Raw genomic sequence first — 21811 nt, forward strand, 5'->3', positions numbered from 1 at the left:
AACCGGCCGGGCTCACCAGGGGCCGAAGACGCGTTCTCCGTTCGCGGCGATCGCGGTGCACAGCTCCGCCACGTCCACGCCCTTCACCTCCGCCATCGCCCGCACCGTGTGCGGGATCAGGTACGAGGCGTTCGGCTTGCCCCGGTGCGGGATCGGCGTCAGGAACGGCGCGTCGGTCTCCACCAGCAGCAGGTCGAGCGGGGCCGCCCTCAGGGCCTCGCGGAGCGGCTCGGCGTTCTTGAACGTGACGTTGCCGGCGAAGCTCATCACGTAGCCGTTCTCGGCGCAGACCTCCGCCATGGCGGCGTCGCCCGAATAGCAGTGGAAGACGACCCTGTCGGGCGCGCCCTCCTCGCTCAAGATGGCCAGCACGTCGTCGTGGGCGTCGCGATCGTGGACGACCAGCGCCTTGCCGGTCCGCTTCGCGATCGCTATGTGCGCGCGGAAGGCGCGGTGCTGGTCGTCCTTCGGCGCCCAGTCGCGGTAGTAGTCCAGGCCCGTCTCGCCGATGGCGCGGACCTTCGGGTGCGCCGCCAGCCGCTCGACGTCGTCCAGGACGGCGCCGGAGACCCCGGTCGTCTCGTTCGGGTGGATCGCCACCGCCGCGTACACCTCGTCGAACTCGCCGGCGGCCTCCACCGCGAAACGCGACGACGGCAGATCGCAGCCGATCGTGACGATCCGGGCGACTCCCGCCGCCTTCGCCGACCTGAGCTGCTCCTGCACGGGCGTGTCGACGATGTCGAGGTGGCAGTGGCTGTCGAACACGTCGACCGGCAGGCGTTCGGGAAGCGGCGGGAACGAGCGCGAGCTCTGCCCGTCCCCGTCGCGGCTCACCGGTTCTCCAGGCGGGCGAGTTCCTCGTCGACGACGGACGAGTCCAGCTTCGTGAACAGCGGAGTCGGCTTGGTCAGCGGAACGCCCGGCTTGACCGGTATGGACTCCCAGCGCGCCTCGGTCGCGTAGTCGCCGGTCAGGATGCGGTAGTCCGGGCCGCCCTCCTCGGAGACCGTCTTCAGCTCCGGCATGCCGCTCCACACGCCCCGCCCGCCGAGCATCTCGTACACCTTCTGCGACGAGTTGGGCAGGAACGGCGTCAGCAGCGTCTTGGCGTCGTCGACGACCTGCAGCGCGGTGTGCAGGATCGACTGGACGCGTGCCGGGTCGTCCTTCAGTTTCCACGGCGCCTGGTCCGACAGGTACCGGTTGGCGTCGCGGACGACGTCCAGCGCCTCGGTGATCGCGTTCTTGAACCGCGACCGCTCGAGTTCGGCGCCCACCGCCCGGAACGCGTTGCGGCTGCGCTCCATCAGCGCCCGGTCGGCGTCGGTGAGGTCGCCCGCCTCGGGGACCGCGCCGAAGTTCTTCGCCGCCATGTTCACCGAGCGGTTGACGAGGTTGCCCCACGCGGCGACCAGCTCGTCGTTGTTGCGGCGGACGAACTCCGACCACGTGAAGTCGGTGTCCTGGTTCTCCGGCCCGGCGATCGCGACGTAGTACCGCAGTGCGTCCACGTCGTAGCGCTCCAGGAAGTCCTGCACGTAGATGACGACCTGGCGGGACGAGGAGAACTTCTTGCCCTCCATCGTCAGGAACTCCGACGACACGACCTCCGTCGGCACGTTCAGCGCCCCGAGCGAACCGGCCGTGCCGCCCTTGTCGCCCTGGCCGGAGTAGCCGAGCAGCATCGCCGGCCAGATCTCCGCGTGGAAGACGATGTTGTCCTTGCCCATGAAGTAGTACGACAGGGCGTCCGGGTCCTGCCACCAGGCCCGCCACGCCTCCGGGTCGCCCGCGCGCCGCGCCCACTCGACGGACGCCGAGAAGTACCCGACGACCGCGTCGAACCACACGTACAGCTTCTTGGCCGGGTTGTCGCGCCAGCCGTCCAGCGGGATCGGCACGCCCCAGTCGAGGTCGCGGCTGATCGCCCGCGGCTGCAGGTCGTCCAGCAGGTTCAGCGCGAACTTCAGCACGTTCGGCCGCCACGCCAGCGACCCGCCCTGCTTGCCGCGCAGATACCGGCCGAGGACCTCGGTGAACGCGGGCAGGTCGAGCATGAAGTGCTCGGTCTCGACGAACTTCGGCTTCTCCCCGTTGATCCGGGACACCGGGTTGATCAGGTCGACGGGGTCGAGCTGGTTGCCGCAGTTGTCGCACTGGTCGCCGCGCGCCCCGTCGTACCCGCAGATCGGGCACGTGCCCTCGATGTAGCGGTCCGGGAGCGTCCGGCCGGTGGACGGCGAGATCGCGCCCATCGTCTTCTGCGGAAAGATGTAGCCGTTGTCGTACAGGCCCTTGAAGATCTCCTGGACGACCGCGTAGTGGTTCAGCGTGGTGGTGCGGGTGAACAGGTCGTAGGACATGCCGAGGCCGTGCAGGTCCTCGGCGATCACGCCGTTGTAGCGGTCGGCGAGCTCGCGGGCGGTCACGCCCTCCTTGTCGGCCTGCACCTGGATCGGGGTGCCGTGCTCGTCGGTGCCGCTGACCATCAGGACCTTGCTGCCCGCCATCCGCTGGTAGCGGGAGAACATGTCGGCGGGCAGCGCGAAACCGGAGACGTGCCCGATGTGACGGGGCCCGTTGGCGTACGGCCATGCGGGCGCGGTCAAGATGTGACGGCTTGACGAGGACATGAAATCAAGGGTAGTCGCGTCACAGGGGCCCGTGTGCGCGAGTAGCCTGGTCCGGCGTCCCGGCGGCAGGACGCTCCCCCGCCGTGCAGCGTCCCCGTAACAGCAGGCTCCGTAGAAGGCAGAAGCGAAGCATGGCCCACACCACGGCCGACGAGCAGGGCGTCGAGCAGGCGGCGGGAGACGAGGGCACCGAATCGGATCGGCCGGGCCGGCCCGGCCGCGCGGCGGCCGCACGGGTGGTCTCCCGGCTGCGGCGGACACGGCGGGTGGTGTGGCTGACCCTGCTGGTGGCGGCGGCCACGGTGCTCGTGCAGTGGGTGATCATGACGCCGCCGCTGTACTTCGACCCGTACTACGTGTGGCTCGCCGCCCGATCCTGGCCCGACATCCCGCTCACGACGTGGCCGTACGACGAGGTCCCCCACCAGGTCACCCGGATCGGTCTCGTGCTTCCCGCGCGGCTCGTCCAGGAGATCCTCGGGCCCGGCGAGACCGCCTACTTCGTCGTGGCCGCGCTCGGCGGCTGCGCGTTCTTCGCCGGGACGTACCTGGTCGTCCGGTCCCTGTTCGGGGACGTGGCGGGGCTGGCGTCCGCGGCGATCCTGCTCGTCCACCCGTTCTTCACGCTGACGAACCCGTACGGCCACGAGATCACCTGGTCGACCGGGGTGGTGCTGCCGGACATGCCGGGCGCCGGGCTGTTCGCGACCGGGATGGCCGGCCTGGTCGTCGCGAGCCGCAGGACCGGGCGGGCCCAGACCCGCATGCTGCTGGCCGCCGGGGTGTTCCTCGGCGCGTCGTTCCTGGTCCGGGAGTTCCTGGCGTTCCTGTTCCTCGCCATCCCCGTGTACCTGGCGCTGCTGCGGATCCCGTGGCGGCGCAACGTCACGGTCGGCGCGCCGATGCTCGCGATCCTGGTGCTCAACCTCGTCCACAACCAGCTGGTCTGGGGGACGCCCCTCGCCGGGCTGGCGTCGGCCGCCACGCACGGCGGCCAGTCCCGCGACTACGTGACGCGCGAACTCGCGCTCCGCTCCTTCACGCGCGCGATGCACGACTGGCATCCGCTCGGCCTCGTCTTCACCGCCGCGCTGGCGCTCACGATCGTCGGCTGGGCGGTCACCCGCGACCGGCGGCTCGCGCTGGTCCTGGTGTGGTTCCTCACCCTCGCCGTCCCGCTGACGCTGTTCTCCGGCGTCCTCGACCCGAACGACATCAAGCTGCGGGCGTGGCTGCAGCGGTACTGGTTCGCGGTGCTGCCCGCGCTCCTCGCCGGCGGGTTCGGGTCATTGACCCTGATGGTGCGGATGCTGCCCGCCGGGCTCACGTCCCGGCTGCGCCCGCTCGCCGTCGTGCTCGTCGGCGCCGTACCCGTCGCGCTCGGCGGTGCGTACGCGGTCGCCGCCGTCCGCGCCGTCCCCGACCTGCCGCGCGACAAGGCGTGGGACGAGCTGCGCGGCTACCTCGGCGAGCACCGCGAGATCACGCTGATCTGCGCCGACCGGCGGCTCGCGCAGACCCTCACGTTCTACACGCGGGACGTGTGGGGCGACCCGGTGTGGCGCGGCGAGATCCGCGACTTCCCGCACTATCTGCCGAAGGTCCCGAGGAACGCGACCGAGGGGCCGATGCTCTACACGCGCTGGCGCGGCATGGAGTCGCAGATCGGCGGCGGCTGGCAGCCGTCCACCGAGCGGGGCTGGACCCTCATGTGGCGCTCCTCCGACGGCGTCCTCCAGATCTGGAACCCTCCGGCTCCGCCTCCGGGGAGCTAGCGGGACCAGGCGACCCAGTCGCCTTCGATGGTGCGGCGGCTGTCGACGACGCGCCAGCCGGGCGGGGCTCCATGCGGCCAGGACGCGGTGTCGGGGACGTCCTTCGGCCACGCCAGGACGACGACGTCCACGTTCTGCGGCGGCGGGGTCCACCGGGCGTTGAAGACGCTGCCCTCGCTCCACCACGCCCAGTAGTAGTGCGAGAGCCGGATCGTCCACGGGACGTTCCAGTCGATGGCGATGGACCGCCGGCCGCGCAGGTCGATGCTCTGCCGGATGTCGGTGTGCGCGGTCGCGTCGCGCACCAGCGGGCGGGCGATGCGGTCGGTGGCGGTGAGGCACATCCCCACGGCGACGACCGCCAGCACCACCGCGAGCAGCAGCGGGCCACGGCGCCGCAGCCGGACGAGCACGACGGACGCGATGAGCAGCACGAGACCGGCCAGGGTGGCGTGCCACAGGCGGAACGACGTCCAGTCCCAGGTGAGGAACGCCGTCTCGGGGAAGTCGTAGGCCGTGTAGGTGTACCGGGTGAGCAGGTCGCCCGCGTACCACTGGACGACGCACGCGGCGGTGAGGATCAGGGTGGCCGCCGCGGCCGACGCCCACAGCAGCGTCCGCTGCGACGCGCGCAGCAGGACCGCGACACCGGCGATGAACAGGACCGGCGTGATGCAGGCGAGGTAGCGGCCGTACACGTAGTTGCCGATGCGGTACTCGACGGGCAGGGCAGCCGAGGTGGCGAACGCGATGCCCGCCACGATCGCGACGACGGCGAGTGCGAGCGCCCGCGTCCGCCCGGACGTGCCGTACGCGCCCGGTGTGCCTGGTGTACCCGACAGGGCGGACTCGGCGGCGGAGGGGCGGATCGCGGCGAACGCGACGGCGACGAGGCCGACCGCCGCCATGCCGCCGGTGGCGACGGCCTGGTACCAGACCTGGCCGGTGCCGAGCGACAGAATCCACGCCCACCCGTCCTCGCCGGTGAGCCGCCGCGCGACGTTGCCGCCGAGGTCGTTGTCGCCGTGCGGGTACATGTGCGGCAGCAGCGACCGGTTCAGCAGCGTCCCCGCGGCCGTCCCGGCGGCCGCGGCGAGCGCGGCGACGGACACGCCGCGCCACGACCGCCACCGGCACACCAGAGCGACCGCCAGCAGCGCCGCGTGCACGGCCAGCAGGATCGCGCCGCGCGAGTGGCAGGCGTAGGCGTAGGCGGCGAGGAGCGACGCGCCCGTCCCGGCCAGGTGCAGGCGGGAGGCCGCGCGCCGGTCCGCGGGGGGTGGGGCGTTCAGCCAGGTGTGGACGAGCAGCAGCCAGCCGGTCAGGATCAGCGGCAGGACCGCGTCGGTCAGCACGAACCCGGAGTAGAACAGGACGCACGGCAGCATCGCCGTCACGTGCGCGAAGACGTACGACCATCGCCCGCCGACCCGCAGGCGGCGCAGCAGCAGGAAGGCGAGCGGCAGCATCGCCGCGCCGACCAGCGCGTTGATGACCAGGGCGGCGCGGTAGACGCCGACCGGTTCGTCGCCGAACCAGAACGCGGGCGTCAGCAGCAGCGGATACCCGCCCCGGTAGATCGTCCCGAACGACATGTCGGCGTCGGGACCGCCGGTCAGGACGCGGGCGGCGAACAGGTAGCCGGACTCGTCCGGTGTCGCCACCGGCACCGTCTGCCCCGAGCTCAGCCAGAGCCGCACCGCGACCTGCGCGAGCCAGCCGAGGCCGAACAGCCAGGCCCAGCGGCGTCGGCTCGCCCCGGCGTGAACGGCGCCCGGGTCGGCGGGGGCGACCGGTGGTAGTGCGACGGCCGGGGACGTGGTCTCGGCGTCCGCCGGTATTCGCGTGCTCATCGACGTACGGGCCCCCCGGGCACGGGCTGGCGGGCCGGCCGTCAACTCCCGGCCGAGCCGTCCTCGTCGACGTCGCCCTCGGACGCCTGCACCCCCGCCTTCACAGAGGCCGCCTTCGCAGGGGCCGCCTTCGCGGCGGCGCGACCTGCGGGGATCTTGTCCGCCTCGGTCTTCTCGGCACGCCCGGCGGCCGTCTCCGGCTCCTCGGCCTCGCCCCGGGCGACCTTCTGCGCGGCGGCGTCCACGACCCCGGCGGCCTCCTCGGCCGCGTCGGTGAGCGGCGGGTGCTGGCGGCGGCGGATGCCGAGGATGCTGACGAACAGCGAGGCGAAGATGGCCTGGAAGCTCATCACGAGCGCGGTCGCGGCGGGGACGACGATGCGCAGCGACTCACGCGGGTCCAGTTCGCCGAAGCTGTTGACCCGCCAGTGCAGCAGCGACGCGACGAGACCGGCCAGACCGGCGGCCGCGAGCAGGCCGCCGAGCAGCAGCCCGCGCTCCAGGCTCCACCAGTCGATGATCTTCTGGACGCGGCCGTCGTGCGGCAGGAATCCCTCCTGCATCGCGTACACCTTCGTCAGCAGCGCGAACAGCACCGCCTGGAAGCCGATGACCAGTGCGGCGCCGGCGCCGACCAGGGTGTCGACGTCGAACGCGATCTCCCCGACCGTGACCGGTCCGGTCGACAGCGCGACTCCGGCGACCAGTCCGAGAGTCATGAAGACGAGACCGGGGATAAGGAACAGCCAGCGCGGGCTGTAGAGCATGAGGAAGCGGAGATGACGCCACCCGTCACGCCAGGTGTTCAGATGCGGGGCGCGCGTCCGCCCGTCCGGCGAGAGCGTCGTCGGGACCTCGCGGATGTCGTATCCCTGCAGGGTCGCCTTGACGACCATCTCGCTGGCGAACTCCATGCCGCCGGTCTGCAGCCCGAGCCGCAGGATCGCCTCCTTGTCGAAGGCGCGCAGCCCGCAGTGGAAGTCGCCGCTCTTGCTGCCGAAGAACAGCCGGCCGACGAAGCTGAGCACCGGGTTGCCGAGGTAGCGGTGCAGCGGCGGCATGGCCCCCTCGGCGATGCCGCCCTTGAAGCGGTTGCCCATGACGAGGTCGGCGCCGTCGCGCAGCTCGTCGAGGAACGGCCCGAGGGTGGTGAAGTCGTAGGAGTCGTCGGCGTCGCCCATGGCGACGTACCTGCCGCGCGCGGCGGCGATCCCGCCCATCAGGGCGTTGCCGTATCCCTTTTCGATCACCGGCACGACCCGCGCTCCCGCGTCGCGGGCGAGCTGCTGGCTGCCGTCGGTGCTGCCGTTGTCGGCGATGACCACCTCGCCGTCGATACCCTTGTCCTCGAAGAAGCCGATCGTCTTGCGGACGCAGGTTTCGACCGTCTCGGCCTCGTTCAGGCATGGCATCACTACGGAGAGTTCCACGCGATCTCCTTCGTTACCCCTGGTGACCGTCTGCGGTGTTTTCCACTAATCTCTTGGGTTCCGCGGGGCGGCCCGTCGTCGGTTCATGATGCCTGCCGGGGACGGGTAATGATGGCCGCTCTCGTCAAGAGCACCCGTATCGTGTTGCGCACTTGCAACCGAAAGACCCTCTCCGCCACGGTCGCGGGCGGCAGGCTAGGACGTCAAGCATACGGGCACAGCGGCCCGGAAAGGTTGGGTCGGCTGTGACGCGCGACGGGGAACGCAGTGCCACCGGACCGGGGGCCGGACACCGAAGGGGAGGTGCGGCAGTGGCGGGCGAATCGCCGCAGGGCACGGCGCTCGGCACGGCGCCGGGCAGGGCGGCCGACGATGCCGCGTCGGACGGGGCCGCGTCGGACGGGGCAGCGCCGGGCGGGACGGCGCCGGGCGGGACGGCGCCGGGCGGTGCCGCGGGGGGCGCCGGCGACGCGGGCGCGGGGGACGGATCCGCCGAGGTCACCCCCGCCGGGCGGCCGGGCGTGGCGGGCACCGCGGCACGCCGCGACACGCCCGGTGGGACGAAAAGCGCCGGAAAATCGGCCGGCGACATTAAGGACGGGCCGAAATCCGGCACATCGTCTGTCTCAAAATCCGGTCCGGTGCGTACGGCCGACACCGCCGACAGGCCCGGCCGAGGCGACGAAACGCCTGATGAGAGCGTCGATTCCGGACGCCGGCGGCGCGCCCGCGGGCTGTGGACGCTGGCACGCCGCCATCCGGCCTTCAGTGTGATCATTGCCATAGCGGCACTGCTCCGGGTCATCGCGATGCTCGGCTACCAGCCGGTGATGTTCTTCAACGACAGCTTCGACTACCTGCACGTCGCGACCGACCCGTACCCGCACCCGCTGCGTCCCGACGGCTACGCCTTCCTGCTCATCCTGCTCAAGCCGTTCCACAGCTTCGCGCTCGTCGCCGCCGTCCAGCACCTCATGGGCCTGGCCATGGGCGTGATGATCTACGCGTTGCTGCGGCGCAAGTTCCGGCTGCCCGGCTGGGGCGCCGCGCTCGCCGCCGCGCCCGTGCTGCTGGACGCCTACCAGCTGCAGCTCGAGCACCTGGTGCTGTCCGACACGATGTTCATGTTCCTGGTGATGAGCGCGGTCACGCTGCTGCTGTGGCACGACCGCCCGTCCTGGCGGATCGCGGCGGCGGTCGGGCTGATCATCGGGCTGTCCTGGCTGACCCGCTCGGTCGGGATGCCGGTGCTCCTCGGCGTGCTGGTGTACATGCTGATCCGGCGCAGCGGCTGGAAGCTGATGGGCGTCACGCTGGCGGCCTGCATGCTGCCCGTCCTGTCCTACATGGGCTGGTACAAGCTCGACAGCGACAAGTTCGCGATCACCGAGAGCAACGGGATCTTCCTGTACGCGCGGGTCTACAAGTTCGCCGACTGCCACCAGATGAACGATCTGCCGGTCCGCGAATACCCGCTGTGCACGGAGCCGGCGAACCGGCTGCCCAACTCACAGGACGGCATCTGGAACGCCCAGTCCCCGCTGAACCGCTACACCGGCACACGGTTCGGCCCCGAGAACAACGCGCTGGGCAACGACTTCGCCAAGCGGGCGATCATCGCGCAGCCCGGCGACTACCTGCAGGTGGTCGCGTACGACTTCTTCCGGGTCTTCCGATGGGAGCGGACGACGTTCCCCGACCCGGACACCTACAAGCAGTACGAGTTCCGCAAGACCACCAGCAGGACGCTGCCCGACTGGAAGATGGACGGCAACTCGATCGCGTCCGCCGAGGCGAAGGCGTACGAGAACGGCGACGCCGAGACCCGGGTCGTCGAGCCGTTCGCCGGTGTCGCCCGCGGCTACCAGGACGTCTTCTACCTGCGCGGGACGATGGTCGGCGGCATCCTGCTCATCGGCCTCGCCGGGCTCGTCCCGCTGTGGCGCCGCTTCGGCGGCCAGGCGCTGCTGCCGTGGACGCTCGCGACCGGGCTGCTGCTGGCGCCGGCGGCCACCGCCGAGTTCGACTACCGGTACGTGCTGCCCGCCGTCCCGCTGGCGGCGCTCGCCGCGGGGATGGCGTTCACACCGGAGGTCCGCGGTGCGGTCGCCGGGTGGGGACGCCGGCTGCGGCGCGGGGACGGTTCGGGCACGGCCGCCCCGACGGACACGTCGGAGGTCCCGGCCGAACCCGCCGAGCCCAAGGTCCCGGAGGTCGCGGCCAAGTAATCAGGCCGCGTAGCCAGGCCGCGGCAAGTAGTCAGGCCGGGGTCACCAGGCGTGCAGGCGGCGGAGGTGGAACACCATCGCGACGTCGTCGCCGCTGCGCGCCTTCGGCACCTCGTCCCGCCTGCCCCGTACCGCGGACAGCGCCTTCACGTTCTGGCTCTGGCAGCGGGGGCAGCAGCGGTCCATCCAGGGCGTCGTGCAGGGCTGCCCGCCGCGCTCGTAGATGACGGCCTCGTTCCCGTGCCCGTCACCGCAGTGGCGGACCTCCAGTTCCTCGTTCCAGGTCGTCGAGCAGTTCAGACACTCGAAGACCCACGCTTCATGGCTCGACCATGCGTCCCGCACGGCGATCACCCCCCTCGGTGACGCCCTCCATGCGCCGCTGCCCCGGGTTATTCCCCGGACGCGCCGGTTGCATCGCCCGGCGGGTTTACTTCTTCGCCTGGACGACGGCGTCGTAGACCACGCGTTTCGGGGTGCCGTTCTCCTTGGCGACGTCCACGATGGCCTGTTTGCGGGGCGTCCCGGCGTCCACCCGCGCGGCGACGGCGGCGGCGAGGTCGGCCGGATCCGAGAGCCCTTCAGGCTCGGGCGCACCGCCGACCACCAGCGTGATCTCGCCGCGGACGCCGTCGTCCGCCCACGCGGCCAGTTCGCCGAGCGTCCCGCGGCGGACCTCCTCGTACGTCTTGGTCAGCTCCCGGCAGACGGCGGCCGGACGGCCGGCACCGAACGCGTCCGCCATCGACGTGAGCGTGTCGGCCAGCCGGCGCGGCGACTCGAAGAACACCATCGTGCGGGGCTCGGCGGCCAGCGCGGCCAGCCGCCGGGACCGCTCGCCCGGCTTGCGCGGCGGGAAGCCCTCGAAGCAGAACCGGTCGGTGGGCAGGCCCGACACCACCAGCGCGGTCGTGACGGCGGACGGCCCGGGCAGCACCGAGACCGGGACCCCCTCGGTGACCGCCGCGCGGACGAGCCGGTATCCGGGGTCGGACACGCCCGGCATGCCCGCGTCGGTGATCACGAGGACGTCCCGTCCGGACAGCAGTTCCGCCAGCAGTTCGGCCGCCCTGGCCTTCTCGTTCTGGTCGTAGTACGACACGATCCGCGCGGTGACCTCCACGCCGAGGTCGCCCGCCAGCCTGCGCAGCCGCCGGGTGTCCTCCGCGGCGATCACCGGGGTGCCGGCGAGCGCCGCCCGCAGCCGGGCGGAGGCGTCCTCGGCACGCCCGATCGGCGCCGCCGCGAGCAACAGGGTCCCCATCACGCACCCATTCTCCCAGCGGAGCGACCCATGGAAGCCAATGAGGCGCCTTGCGGCCTGAGTAACGCAATAAACTCCCAAGATGGCGACAACGGATCTGGTCCCCGCCCCGGCCGTTGGGTCCCGGCGGATGCCGCCCCCGCTCCGGGAGTGGATGGCGCCCGCGATCCCGGGCAGCCCGCTGCTGTCCTGGCTGGGCCCGCTGCTGGTGACGCTCTTCGCGGGCTACCTGCGTTTCGACCGGCTGGGGACGCCGAAGACGGTCGTCTTCGACGAGACCTACTACGCCAAGGACGCCCTGGCGCTGCTGGAGTTCGGCTGGGAGCACAACACCGTCGAGAACGCCGACAAGATGCTGATCGCCGACCAGAACGCGAACATCTGGGGCGAGGGCGCCGCGTTCGTGGCGCACCCGCCGTTCGGCAAGTGGATGATCGCGATCGGTGAGTGGATGTTCGGCGCGACACCGTTCGGGTGGCGGTTCATGCCCGCCCTCGTCGGGACGCTGTCGGTGCTGATCCTGTGCCGGGTCGCCCGCCGGATGACCGGCTCGACGCTGCTCGGCTGCGCCGCCGGGCTGCTGCTGGCGCTGGACGGCCTGCACTTCGTGACCAGCCGGGCGGCCCTGCTGGACATCTTCGTGATGTTCTGGGTCCTCGCCGGGTTCGCGTGCCTGGTGGCCGACCGGGACCGGTCCCGCCGCGTCCTCGCCGAGAAGATCGAAGGTGGGACCACGTCGGTCCACGGGCCGTTCCTCGCGCACGGCTGGCGGTACGGCGCGGGGATCTGCCTCGGGCTGGCCTGCGCCACCAAGTGGACGGGCCTCTTCTATGTCGCCGCGTTCGGGCTGATGGTGGTGCTGTGGGACTACGGCGCCCGCCGCGCGGCCGGGGTCCGCGCGCCGTTCGCCGGGACGATGCTGCTGGAGGCCGTTCCCGCGTTCGTCCAGATCGTCGTGGTGGGGCTGGTGACCTACGTGGCGACCTGGTGGGGCTGGATCTTCCGGCCGGGCGGCTGGGGACGCGGCGACGTGTCCGGCAATCCGCTGTGGCGGCCGTTCGAGGCCCTGCCGGACCTGTGGCGCTACCACGGGCAGATCCTCGGCTTCCACAGCGGGCTGGACGACAAGCACCCGTACCAGTCGTGGCCGTGGGACTGGCCGATACTGCGGCGTCCGGTCGCGTTCTTCTACACCGAGCCGAAGAACGCCTGCGGCGATGCGGGGCGCTGCTCCCGCGAGATCCTCGGGATCGGGACGCCCGCGCTGTGGTGGGGTGCGCTGGTCGCGCTGGTCGCCGTCGCCTTCATCTGGATCATGCTGCGGGACTGGCGGGCGGGGGCGATCCTGCTCGGGTTCCTCGCCGGCTGGCTGACCTGGTTCCCCTCGGCGTTCAGCGAGCGCACGATGTTCCTGTTCTACGCGACGCCGCTGATCCCGTTCATGGTGCTGGCGGTCGTCCTCGTGCTGGGGTTCCTGATAGGGCCCGCCCCCGCCAGAGTGGGCGGCGCGCACGGGCCGGAGGTCGCCCAGGCGGCGGGGACGCGGCGGCTGGTCGGCGCCGCGGCCGCCGGGGCGTTCCTGCTGGTGGTGCTGGCGAACTTCGCGTACTTCCATCCGATCCTGACGGCCCAGACGATCCCCTACGACGACTGGCACGAACGGATCTGGTTCCAGTCCTGGGTCTGACCGCCGCCCGCTCCTGGGTCCGACCTCCGGCGGCGGGGTTCAGGCCGGGGCTTCGGCGGTGAGGGCGGGCGCGGTTCGGGGACGGAGCGTCCGGGCGCCGAGAAGGCAGAGCACCAGGGCGAGGACACCGCCGACGCCGGCCCCGGCGAACGCGCCCGGGACGCCGGCGGCGTCCTGCCCGACGCCGGAGACGAAGGAGCCGAGGGAACCGCCCGCGCCGATCGCCGCGACGACCCACGCGAACGCCTCGGTGACGGTCCCGCTCGGCGCGAGCCGGTCGACGAGCGCGAAGCTGCACGCCAGCACGGGCGCGAGGGAGACGCCGCTGACGAACGCGAGCACCGACATGACCGGCAGGCCGGGCGCGAGGACGAGCGGGACGTACCCGGCGGCGAGCGCGGCGAGCAGCCACGCCAGCCGCCGGTGCGGCTCACCCGCCCATGGCCGGGCACCGTAGACGAGTCCTCCCGCCAGCGCACCGCCCGCCATGCAGGCCAGCAGCAGCCCGGACGCCAGGTCGCGGCCGTACCGTTCGGCGTAGGCGACGACGGCGACGGCGTAGACGCCGAGCGCGATGCCGGCGCAGGCGAGCGACAACAGCAGGATCCGCAGCCCCGGGGAGCGCAGCGGCCCGGCCCAGTCGGCGGCGCGCGGCTGCCCCCGCCATCTGCGGGACGGCCCGGACAGCGTGACGACCAGCGTCCCGGCGATGCCGAGTGCGCCGGTGAGCAGCAGCGCCGTCTCGGTGTTCACGACGGCCGCGGCGACGACGAGCAGGGGGCCGACGGTGAAGAGGATCTCCTGGGCGGCGGCGTCCAGCGCGTACGCGGCGTCGACCTGTTCCTGGCCGTCCAGGACGTCCGGCCACAGGGCGCGGAGCCCGGCCTCCAGCGGCGGGGTGGCGAACCCGGCGATGACCGCCGCGGTGACGGCGGCCGGCAGCGGTTCGGCGCCGACGGCGGCGAGGAGTCCGAAGCCGGCGGCGGCGGTGCAGGCGGCCGGCAGCAGGACGCGCGGCTGGCCGAGCCGGTCCATGGCGCGGCCGAGGACGGGCTGCCCCGCGGCCGTCGCGAGCCCGAAGATCGCGGCGAGGGTTCCGGCGAGAGGGTATCCGCCGCCGTCCGCGCGGATGTGCAGCACGACGGCGAGCATCCCCATGCCGTTGGGGAGCCGGCCGAGCAGGGTGCCGCCGAGCAGCCTTCCCGCATACGGCCTCCGCAGGAAGACGACATAGCCGCGCATCGATGGCTCCCCGGAGATTGAGTCATACGTATTACTCGCAAGGTCATACGTACCACTTCGGAGGTGTTCGGCTCTAGTCTGAATTGGTCCCGATCAAGTCCGCGTTGGTCCCGGAACACTCCACAGGGAGGCGCAGGTGCCCTTAGTCGGCCGCCCCACCAGCAAGGACGTGGCTCAGGAGGCCGGGGTCTCGCAGTCCACGGTCTCGCTCGTGCTCGGCGGCAAGTGGCGGGGCCGGGTCTCCCCCGCCACCGCGCGCAGCGTGCGCGGCGCGGCCGAGCGCCTCGGCTACCGGCCCAACCAGGCGGCCCGGAACCTGCGGCTCGGCACCACCCGGACCGTCCTGCTGATGGTCCCGACCCTGACCGCGCCGTTCTTCGGCCCCGTCTACACGGGCGCGGCGAGGGTCGCGGCACGGCACGGGTTCGGCGTCGTCGTCTCGACGTGGCCGGACGACGCGGCCGGGCCGGCCGACGGCCCGTTCGCGGCGCCGGACGAGGCGATCGACGGGATCCTCGCGTCCTCGATGGCCGTGGAGGCGCTCGGCGAGTTCCGGGAGACGCCCGCGGTGATGCTCGACAGCGGCCCGGCCCCCCGCGCCGGCGGCTCCATTCCCACGGCAGGCGCCCCCACGGCAGGCGCCCGCGCGGCCGGCGCTTCCACGGCCGCGATCCCCACGGTCGACTTCGGCGTCGCCGACGGGATGCGCGCGATCGCCGATCACCTCGCCGGCCTCGGCCACCGCCGGATCGGGCATGTGGCCGCCGCCGTCGACCAGTGGACGTTCCACGCCCGCGCCGCCGCCCTCGCCGCCGCCGTCGCCGCACTGCCCGGCGGCCGCCTGACCCGGTCCACGTGCGCGATCGACGTCGCCTCGTCCAAGGAGGCCGCCGGGCGGCTGCTGGACGGCCCCGGCCGGCCGACCGCGCTCGTCTGCGACGACGACCTGATCGCCGCAGGCGCCTACAAGGCGGCGCGGGCGCGCGGGCTGGACGTCCCGTCCGACCTGTCGGTCACCGGGTTCGACGACGTGCTGCTCGCGATCGCGCTGGAACCCGAGCTGACCACCGTCCGGCTCCCCGCGGAGGAGCTGGGCGCGCAGGGCATGACGGCTCTGCTCGACCTCCTCGCCGGCGGACGCCCGGGTCCCCGCGTCCTTCCCGGCGAGCTGATCGTCCGCGATTCCACGGCGGCCCCGGCGACCGGGCGCCCGTCGTCCTCGCGGACCTGAGGAGGACGGGTATAAGGGGCACATGGAAAGCCCACCGTCCGAAACCGGGCCACCGTCCGAAACCGGGCAGCCGTCCAGAACCGGGCAGCCGTCCGAAACCGATGTCGAGGGGCATCCGGAGAACCGCATCGGCACGGCGGCGCCCCGGACCCGGGCCTGGCGCAGCGGCAAGATCGAGGCCGAGGGCTTCCCCGTCCACCGGATCCGCGAGTATCTGCGGCGGCCGGACGTCGTCGTGTGGCTCGACGTGTGCGGGCCGCGCCAGGAGGACCTGCACGTCGTCGGCGACGAACTGGGGCTCGACCCCGTCGCGGTGGAGGACGCGGTGTCCCGTCACGAGCGGGCGAAGCTCGACCGCTACGAGGGGTACTCGTTCCTCAACATGTACGTCCCGCTGGTGGACGACGCCGAGCTCACGATGCACGAACTGTCGGCCTTCCTCGCCGAGCGGGCGCTGGTCACGGTGCGGCAGGACGGCGGCTTCGACGTCGACGCGCTCATCCGCCGCTGGGACGAGAGCCCCGGCGGCGAACTCGGCGAAACCGGCGCCGCGTTCCTGCTGTACGGGATGCTCGACCTGGTCGTGGACATGCAATTGGAGGCCGTCGAGGCCCTCGACGACGAGGCCGCCGTGGTGGAGGAACTGGTCTTCGGCGAGACGTTCCCGGTCAAGGAGATCCAGCACCGCAGCTACCGGCTGCGCAAGAATCTGGCCACGCTGCGGCGGGTCGCGCTGCCCATGCGGGAGGTCGTGGACACGCTGCTCCGGCGCGACCTGCGGCTCGTCGCACCGTCGCTCGTGCCCTACTTCCAGGACGTCCACGACCACACGCTGCGCGTCGCGGAGTGGACGGACGGGCTGCGCGACCTCGTCGCGGACCTGATCGAGACGCGGCTGGCCCTGCAGAGCAACCGGATGAACGAGGTGATGAAGAAGGTCACGAGCTGGGCGGCGATCATCGCGGTGCCGACCGCCGTCACCGGTTTCTACGGGCAGAACATCCCCTACCCGGGTGAGGGGGAGTATTCCGGTGTCGTGGCCAGCACCCTCATCATCGTCATCTGCAGCGTCGGCCTCTATGTGATCTTCAAGCTCCGCGACTGGCTGTGATACCGCCCATATCCACAGGTCACCGTGGATTTATATGTCAACGCATATCGGTGTTTCTCCAATATCAATATTGGACATCGCCGTCGCGGCTCTGGTCTGCTCGCTGCATGCGAACGAGATCAACCCGCCTAGGAACCGTCCTCGGGGCCACCGGCCTGACGCTCTCCCTCCTCCTCTCCGCCGCCGGATGCGGCGGCGGAGAGGAGACCGGGACCGCGACCGCGACACCGCAGAGCGCCACCGCTCCCCTGCCCGTGGTGCCGGACCGTCCGGCCTCGTCCCAGGGAACGGTCAACACGCAACTCCGCGCACTTGAGAAGACCCGTCAGGTGCGGATCGGAGCGTATGCGATCGACACCGGCAGCGATCGTGCCGTCGGCTATCGTGCCAACGAGCGTTTCCCCTTCCTGTCCACGTTCAAGGCCGTGGTGTGCGGCGCGGTCCTGCAGAAGGCCCGCCGCTCCGATCCCGGCCTGATGGACCGCGTCATCCGCTACAAGGAAACCGACCTTGTCGACTACTCCCCCGTCACCGAGAAGCACGTGAAGACCGGCATGACCGTCGCCGAACTGTGCCACGCGGCGATCACCGTCAGCGACAACACCGCCGGGAACCTGGTGCTGAAGCAGATCGGCGGTCCCGCGGCGCACACCGCGTTCTTCCGCTCGCTCGGCGACCGGCTCAGCCGGCATGACCGCTGGGAGACCGCGCTCAACGACTGGAAGCCGGGCGAGCGACGCGACACGCTCGTGCCGCGCACCTGGGCCCGCAGCCTCCGGGCGCTCACCGTCGGGGACGCGCTGGCGCCCGCCGACCGGGACCGCCTGACCGGCTGGATGAAGGCCTCCGAGACGGGCGCCGACCGCATCCGCGCCGGGCTGCCGGACGGCTGGACGGCCGGCAACAAGACCGGCACGGGCGGCACCTACGGCACCGCGAACGACGTCGCGATCGCCTGGCCCCCGTCCGGCGGAGCACCGCTGATCATCGTGGTGACGACCAACCGGCGGACGCCGGACGGCGCCGCCGACGGCGCGGCCATCGCCAAGGCCACCGCCATCCTGGTCCGCGCCCTCCGGCCGGCCGGCTAGAGGCACGATGGTCCCGGGCCGCACCACCGCCTCCGCGCGTCCCCTCCCGGCCCGGGACCCGTCCCCCGGCGGCCCGGAGACCCCCGGCCCGGAGACCCCCGGCACGGAGACCCCCGGCACGGAGACCCCCGGCACGGAGATCTCCGGCACGGGGACCTCTGGCGGGCGATCCGCCGACCGCCGGACCATCCTGGTGATCGCCGCCATCCAGGTCGCCATCGGCCTCGGCTTCTACGCCGTGTTCGGCCACGTCGTCGCCCATATGCGCGACGGCGTCGGCCTGGCCGCCGGGACGATCGGCCTGGTGCTCGGAACCCGGCTCCTCATCCAGTACACGCTGCTGCTGCCGGTCGGTGCGCTGACGGACGCTCTGGGCGCGCCCCGGGCCGGGACGCTCGCATGCGTCGTCCGCGCCGGCGGATTCGGGCTGCTGGGCACGGCGGACGGCATCGCCGGGCTGGTCTCCGCCGCGGTCCTGCTCGGCGTCGGCGGCGCCCTCTACCATCCGGCCGCCCAGTCGCTGGTCGCGGGACTCTCACCCGCACGCCGGCCGGGCGGCTACGCGACCTATCTGATCAGCGGGCACATCTCCGCGGTGATCGGCCCGCCCGCCGGGCTGGTGCTGCTGGCCGGCGGAGGCTTCCCCGTTCTCGCGGCGGCCGCGGCGGCCGCCTGGGGCGTCGCCGCCGCCCTCTTCCTGCTGCTGCCTCCGGCCCCGCGCGCGCCCGGCGCCTCGGCGCCCCGGACGCTGACGCGGAGCCTCGGCGAGGTGGGCCGGGACCGCCGGTTCCTCCGGTTCGCCGTGGCCGTCGCCCCCTCCACCCTGCTCGCGAGCACGACCACGACCGTCGTCCCGCTGAAGGGCTTCGACTCCGGCTGGGCGACCGTGTTCTTCTGCGTGGCCGCCGCCGTGATCGCCGCCGTCCAGCCCTGGTGCGCCACCGGCGGGCGGGCCGGCCGGCCCCGTGTCCTGCGGGCCGGGCTGCTCCTGTCGGGCACCGGGTACCTGGCACTCGTCCCGCTGGACGGATCCCAACTCACCGGTGGCGGGGACGCCGCGCAGGTCGCGGGGCTGCTGGCCGCGGCCGTCCTCAGCGGGCTGGGGGCGGGCCTCCTGCAGCCGTCGATCTTCCAGGTCGTCGCCCGGCACGCGCCGCCCGGACGGGTCGGCGCGTATCTCGGGACGTCGTCGTTCCTCGCCGGGATGATGGCCTTCGCCGGCGGCCTGGCCGTCGGCGCGCTCTTCGACGCGGGGCCCGCCGGCGCGGCCACCGCGCTCACCGGGCTGGGCGTCCTCGCGCTACTGTCCGCCGTCCGCCTGAGCCGGACCGCAGACGGTGCCGTGACCCCGTCCCCGGTCAGAGGGCCTTCAGGAACTTCGCGGCGATGGGCGCGGCGGCTTCGGCGCCGGTGCCGCCGCCCTCGACGATGACGGCGAAGGCGACGTCCTCGCGGTAGCCGATGAACCAGGCGTGGGTCGGCGGTTCCTCGCCCGACCCGTACTCGGCCGTCCCCGTCTTGCCCGCCGTCCCGGACGGGAAGCCGACGCCGGACGCGGTCCCCTCGCTGACCACGGCGGGCATCAGGGCGTGCAGGGCCTTCTCGACCGCCGGCTCCAGCTTCTTCGGCGGCACGGGCTTGCGGCCGCCGGCGTCGGCGGCCTGCGAGGCGACCGCCGCGTCCACGATGCGGGGCGAACGCCAGGTGCCGTCGGCCGCCGCCGCGGCGACGCTCGCCATGTTGAGCGGGCTGGTCAGCACCTTGCCCTGGCCGAAGGACGCGGACGCGAACGCGGTGTCGTCCTTGTTGCCGGGGAACGCGGCGCGCACCGCCGGGAGCCCGGCGATGATCGGGACGTTGAAGCCGAACTGGCCCGCGACCTCCGCGAGCCGCTTCTCCCCGAGCTTGTCCACGGCGAGCCGCGCGAACGTGGTGTTGCACGAGTGCGCGAACGCCTCACGGAACGGGATCGTCCCGAAGTCCTCATGGTGGTAGTTGTGGAACGAGCGGCCGCCGACCGTGGTCGTGGCCGGGCAGGCGACCTTCGTTCCCACGCCCACACCGTCCGCGACGAGGGCGGCGGCGGTGACGACCTTGAACGTGGAGCCGGGCGGGTACTGGCCCATCAGGGCGCGGTTGTACCCGCCGGGCTTGTTCGCCACGGCGAGGATCTCGCCGGTGGACGGACGCAGCGCCACCATGGAGGCGGGCTCGCTCGCCTCGCCGAGGGCTTTGCCGGCGGCGGCCTGCACCTTCGGGTCGATCGTCGTCCTCAGGGGCTCGCCGTCGGCGCCGCCGAAACGCTGCAGGGTCTTCACCGCGTTGTCTTCGGCGTCGACGATCTGCACGCCGAGAGCGGGCGTTCCGGCGAGGCGGCGCTCGTACTGCTGGTGCAGGCCGCCGGTGCCGACCGCGTCGCCCTCGCGGTAGGGCGCGCCGAGCTTCTTCGCGGCCTCGGGGGACGCGACCCCGAGCTGCCCGGCGAGCTGGCGGGCCGACCCGGACGGTGAGGTGCTCAGCACGCTGCCGTCCGCCGCGAGGACGGCGGCGCGGTCGGGCCAGTCGCGGGCCACGCGCAGCCGCTGCCCTTCCTTGAGCCCGGGATGCAGGAGTTGCGGCGACCACCGGACGAGCCACTCTCCGTCCCGCTCGACGAGCGGCAGAGCCCCGTCGTACTTGAAGGTCCGGTCACCGGCGAGCGTCAGTTCGGCCGAGTAGGACCCGCCCGCCCTGCCGTCGTCCGGATCTCCCACCGAGGCGACGGTGTAGCGCTGGCGGACGACGCCCAGGTCGTCCCGCATGCCGGAGACACGCTTGTCGAAGTCGGCGGGCGCGCCGTCGGTCAGGGCCTTCATCGCGGCGAGGTCGCCGCCGCTCCAGGCCGCGAGGTAGCGCTCCGCCGTGTCCCTCGGGTCGTCCCCCCGGTGCACGAACCACACCGCCCCCGCCCCCACGATCACGACCACCACCGCGACCGCCGCCGCGACGATCACACGGGATCGGTGCATATCGAACTCCCTTCCCTTGACCGGGCCCCGCCCCATGGTCGGGCACGGTCGGGACACAAGAACACCAGCCACACCCCGGAATGTCCAAGATTGATATCGGTGTCACAGAGATACGTTGATTGATATCGTCGCTGGTCGTGAACGTCGTGGGGCATCTGCGGTGCTTCGTCGTCGTGGCCGAGGAACTGCATTTCGGCCGCGCGGCGGAGCGTATCGGCATGGCGCAGCCGCCGCTGAGCCAGCGGATCCAGCGGCTGGAGCACGAACTCGGCGTGCGGCTGTTCGACCGGTCCAGCCGGAAAGTGGAGCTGACCGCGCCGGGAAGGCTGCTGCTGGACGAGGCCCGTGACATCCTCACCCGCGTGGAACGCATCTACTCCGTCGCCGAGCGCGCCCGGCTCGGCGAGGTCGGCACGGTCCGGGCGGGCCTGCCGAGCGACCTCGGCGGGCCGATCGTCGCGGCGCTCATCGCCGCGTTCCGGGACCGCCGCCCGGACCTGCGGCTCGACCTCCGGGAGACGGGGACGGCCGAGCAGGTCCGCGCGCTCGCCGACGGCGCGCTGGACGCCGGAATCGTGCGCCACCCGTGCGACTCCCGAGACCTGGAACTCGGCCCGATGCTCTCCCAGCCACTCGGCGTCCTGCTGCCCACGGCCCCTCTCCCCACCGACCCTCCACCCACAGCCCCTCTCCCCTCTTCCCCTGGTCCCTCTTCCCCTGGCCCCGCCGGTGCTCCCGGCCCACTCGGCGCGGCCGCCGAGGTGCATCTCGCCGACCTCGGCGGACGTGACCTCGTGGTGTCCCCGCGTGAGGAGTCCCCCGGCGCCCACGACGAACTGCTGGCGGCCTGCCGCAGGCACGGCTTCGCGCCCGCCGCCGTCCACGAGGCGCGGCACCCGCAGTTCGCGCTGGGACTCGTCCTCGCGGGGACGGCCGTGGCCCTCGTTCCCCGCGTCGACGACACGGCGGGCGTGACGTGGCGTCCGCTGGTGGGCGAGCCGCTGGCGTGGCGGACGTCGTGCGTGTGGCGGCGGGCCGCCGACCCCGAGCACGCCCGCGCGATCGCCGACTTCACCGCCGTCGCGACCACCGTCCTGCGCAGTGAGGCCGGAATGACTCCGCTGGACGGCACGCCGGCCCGCCGCGTCGTCCCGCGGCCGTCGTCGGGGTTCCTGGCATGAGCGAAGCGAACCGGGGGGCGTGGGGGGTCGCCCCCTCACAGGAGACAGGCATGAGCGAAGCGAACCGGGGGGCG

16 protein-coding genes are annotated in these 21811 nt (G+C 72.5%); 8 read left to right on the plus strand and 8 right to left on the minus strand.

The window, feature by feature from the left end; genetic code table 11:
- Nucleotides 1–12 precede the first annotated feature (12 nt).
- Nucleotides 13–837: a TatD family hydrolase gene (locus tag ACGFIS_RS05465; RefSeq protein ID WP_392900085.1), complete on the minus strand. Its 825-nt coding sequence runs from the start codon at nt 835–837 to the stop codon at nt 13–15.
- On the minus strand, nt 834–2636 hold the full coding sequence (gene metG / locus ACGFIS_RS05470) for a methionine--tRNA ligase (protein ID WP_392900082.1): 1803 nt from the start codon (nt 2634–2636) through the stop codon (nt 834–836). Before metG ends, ACGFIS_RS05465 begins: the two co-directional genes overlap by 4 nt.
- Nucleotides 2637–2767: 131 nt before the next feature.
- On the opposite strand from metG, the gene ACGFIS_RS05475 reads away from it, so the two are divergent.
- The gene (locus ACGFIS_RS05475; protein WP_392900079.1) at nt 2768–4411 is read left to right on the plus strand and encodes an ArnT family glycosyltransferase; all 1644 of its coding nucleotides are present in this window, start codon (nt 2768–2770) and stop codon (nt 4409–4411) included.
- On the opposite strand, the gene ACGFIS_RS05480 is transcribed toward ACGFIS_RS05475, so the two are convergent.
- Together ACGFIS_RS05480 and ACGFIS_RS05485 are read right to left on the minus strand one after the other, a co-directional pair.
- Nucleotides 4408–6264 carry a hypothetical protein gene (locus ACGFIS_RS05480; protein WP_392969692.1) on the minus strand — a complete coding sequence of 619 codons (1857 nt, stop codon included), beginning with the start codon at nt 6262–6264 and terminating at the stop codon, nt 4408–4410. The genes ACGFIS_RS05475 and ACGFIS_RS05480 overlap by 4 nt on opposite strands.
- Before the next feature lie 41 nt (nt 6265–6305).
- Nucleotides 6306–7694, minus strand: a complete 1389-nt coding sequence (locus tag ACGFIS_RS05485) for a glycosyltransferase family 2 protein (protein ID WP_392900073.1) — start codon at nt 7692–7694, stop codon at nt 6306–6308.
- A 641-nt stretch (nt 7695–8335) separates the two neighbouring features.
- Here ACGFIS_RS05485 and ACGFIS_RS05490 point away from each other — a divergent pair.
- Nucleotides 8336–9922, plus strand: coding sequence for a hypothetical protein (locus ACGFIS_RS05490; protein ID WP_392900070.1), 1587 nt, complete (start codon nt 8336–8338; stop codon nt 9920–9922).
- A 42-nt stretch (nt 9923–9964) separates the two neighbouring features.
- Here ACGFIS_RS05490 and ACGFIS_RS05495 read toward each other — a convergent pair whose 3' ends face one another.
- Both ACGFIS_RS05495 and rsmI read right to left on the minus strand, forming a co-directional pair.
- Complete coding sequence (locus tag ACGFIS_RS05495; RefSeq protein WP_392900067.1) at nt 9965–10267, minus strand: hypothetical protein; 303 nt, start codon at nt 10265–10267, stop codon at nt 9965–9967.
- Nucleotides 10268–10352: 85 nt separating this feature from the next.
- Nucleotides 10353–11186 carry a 16S rRNA (cytidine(1402)-2'-O)-methyltransferase gene (gene rsmI, locus ACGFIS_RS05500; RefSeq protein ID WP_392901425.1) on the minus strand — a complete coding sequence of 278 codons (834 nt, stop codon included), beginning with the start codon at nt 11184–11186 and terminating at the stop codon, nt 10353–10355.
- An 82-nt stretch (nt 11187–11268) separates the two neighbouring features.
- Here rsmI and ACGFIS_RS05505 point away from each other — a divergent pair, with 82 nt between their 5' ends.
- Complete coding sequence (locus tag ACGFIS_RS05505) at nt 11269–12873, plus strand: dolichyl-phosphate-mannose--protein mannosyltransferase (RefSeq protein ID WP_392900064.1); 1605 nt, start codon at nt 11269–11271, stop codon at nt 12871–12873.
- 39 nt (nt 12874–12912) lie between these two features.
- Here the strand turns inward: ACGFIS_RS05505 and ACGFIS_RS05510 are convergent, their stop codons facing one another.
- Complete coding sequence (locus tag ACGFIS_RS05510; protein ID WP_392900061.1) at nt 12913–14115, minus strand: MFS transporter; 1203 nt, start codon at nt 14113–14115, stop codon at nt 12913–12915.
- Nucleotides 14116–14251: 136 nt separating this feature from the next.
- Between ACGFIS_RS05510 and ACGFIS_RS05515 the strand changes: the two genes are divergently transcribed.
- The 4 genes from ACGFIS_RS05515 (at nt 14252) to ACGFIS_RS05530 (ending at nt 18980) form a co-directional block, all read left to right on the plus strand.
- Nucleotides 14252–15346: a LacI family DNA-binding transcriptional regulator gene (locus ACGFIS_RS05515; protein ID WP_392900058.1), complete on the plus strand. Its 1095-nt coding sequence runs from the start codon at nt 14252–14254 to the stop codon at nt 15344–15346.
- A gap of 22 nt (nt 15347–15368) precedes the next feature.
- Nucleotides 15369–16457 (plus strand): magnesium transporter CorA family protein, encoded by a 1089-nt coding sequence (locus ACGFIS_RS05520; protein WP_392900053.1) that lies wholly within the window; start codon nt 15369–15371, stop codon nt 16455–16457.
- Nucleotides 16458–16564: 107 nt separating this feature from the next.
- Nucleotides 16565–17548: a class A beta-lactamase gene (bla, locus tag ACGFIS_RS05525; protein WP_392900050.1), complete on the plus strand. Its 984-nt coding sequence runs from the start codon at nt 16565–16567 to the stop codon at nt 17546–17548.
- Between the two features lie 7 nt (nt 17549–17555).
- Nucleotides 17556–18980, plus strand: coding sequence for an MFS transporter (locus tag ACGFIS_RS05530; RefSeq protein ID WP_392900046.1), 1425 nt, complete (start codon nt 17556–17558; stop codon nt 18978–18980).
- On the opposite strand, the gene ACGFIS_RS05535 is transcribed toward ACGFIS_RS05530, so the two are convergent.
- Complete coding sequence (locus ACGFIS_RS05535) at nt 18907–20556, minus strand: penicillin-binding transpeptidase domain-containing protein (RefSeq protein ID WP_392969695.1); 1650 nt, start codon at nt 20554–20556, stop codon at nt 18907–18909. The two genes, ACGFIS_RS05530 and ACGFIS_RS05535, sit on opposite strands and share 74 nt — an antisense overlap.
- A gap of 137 nt (nt 20557–20693) precedes the next feature.
- Here ACGFIS_RS05535 and ACGFIS_RS05540 point away from each other — a divergent pair, with 137 nt between their 5' ends.
- Nucleotides 20694–21737 (plus strand): LysR substrate-binding domain-containing protein, encoded by a 1044-nt coding sequence (locus ACGFIS_RS05540; protein ID WP_392969698.1) that lies wholly within the window; start codon nt 20694–20696, stop codon nt 21735–21737.
- Nucleotides 21738–21811: the final 74 nt, after the last annotated feature.

Source organism: Spirillospora sp. NPDC048824 (assembly GCF_043198455.1).
Lineage (GTDB): Bacteria > Actinomycetota > Actinomycetes > Streptosporangiales > Streptosporangiaceae > Spirillospora.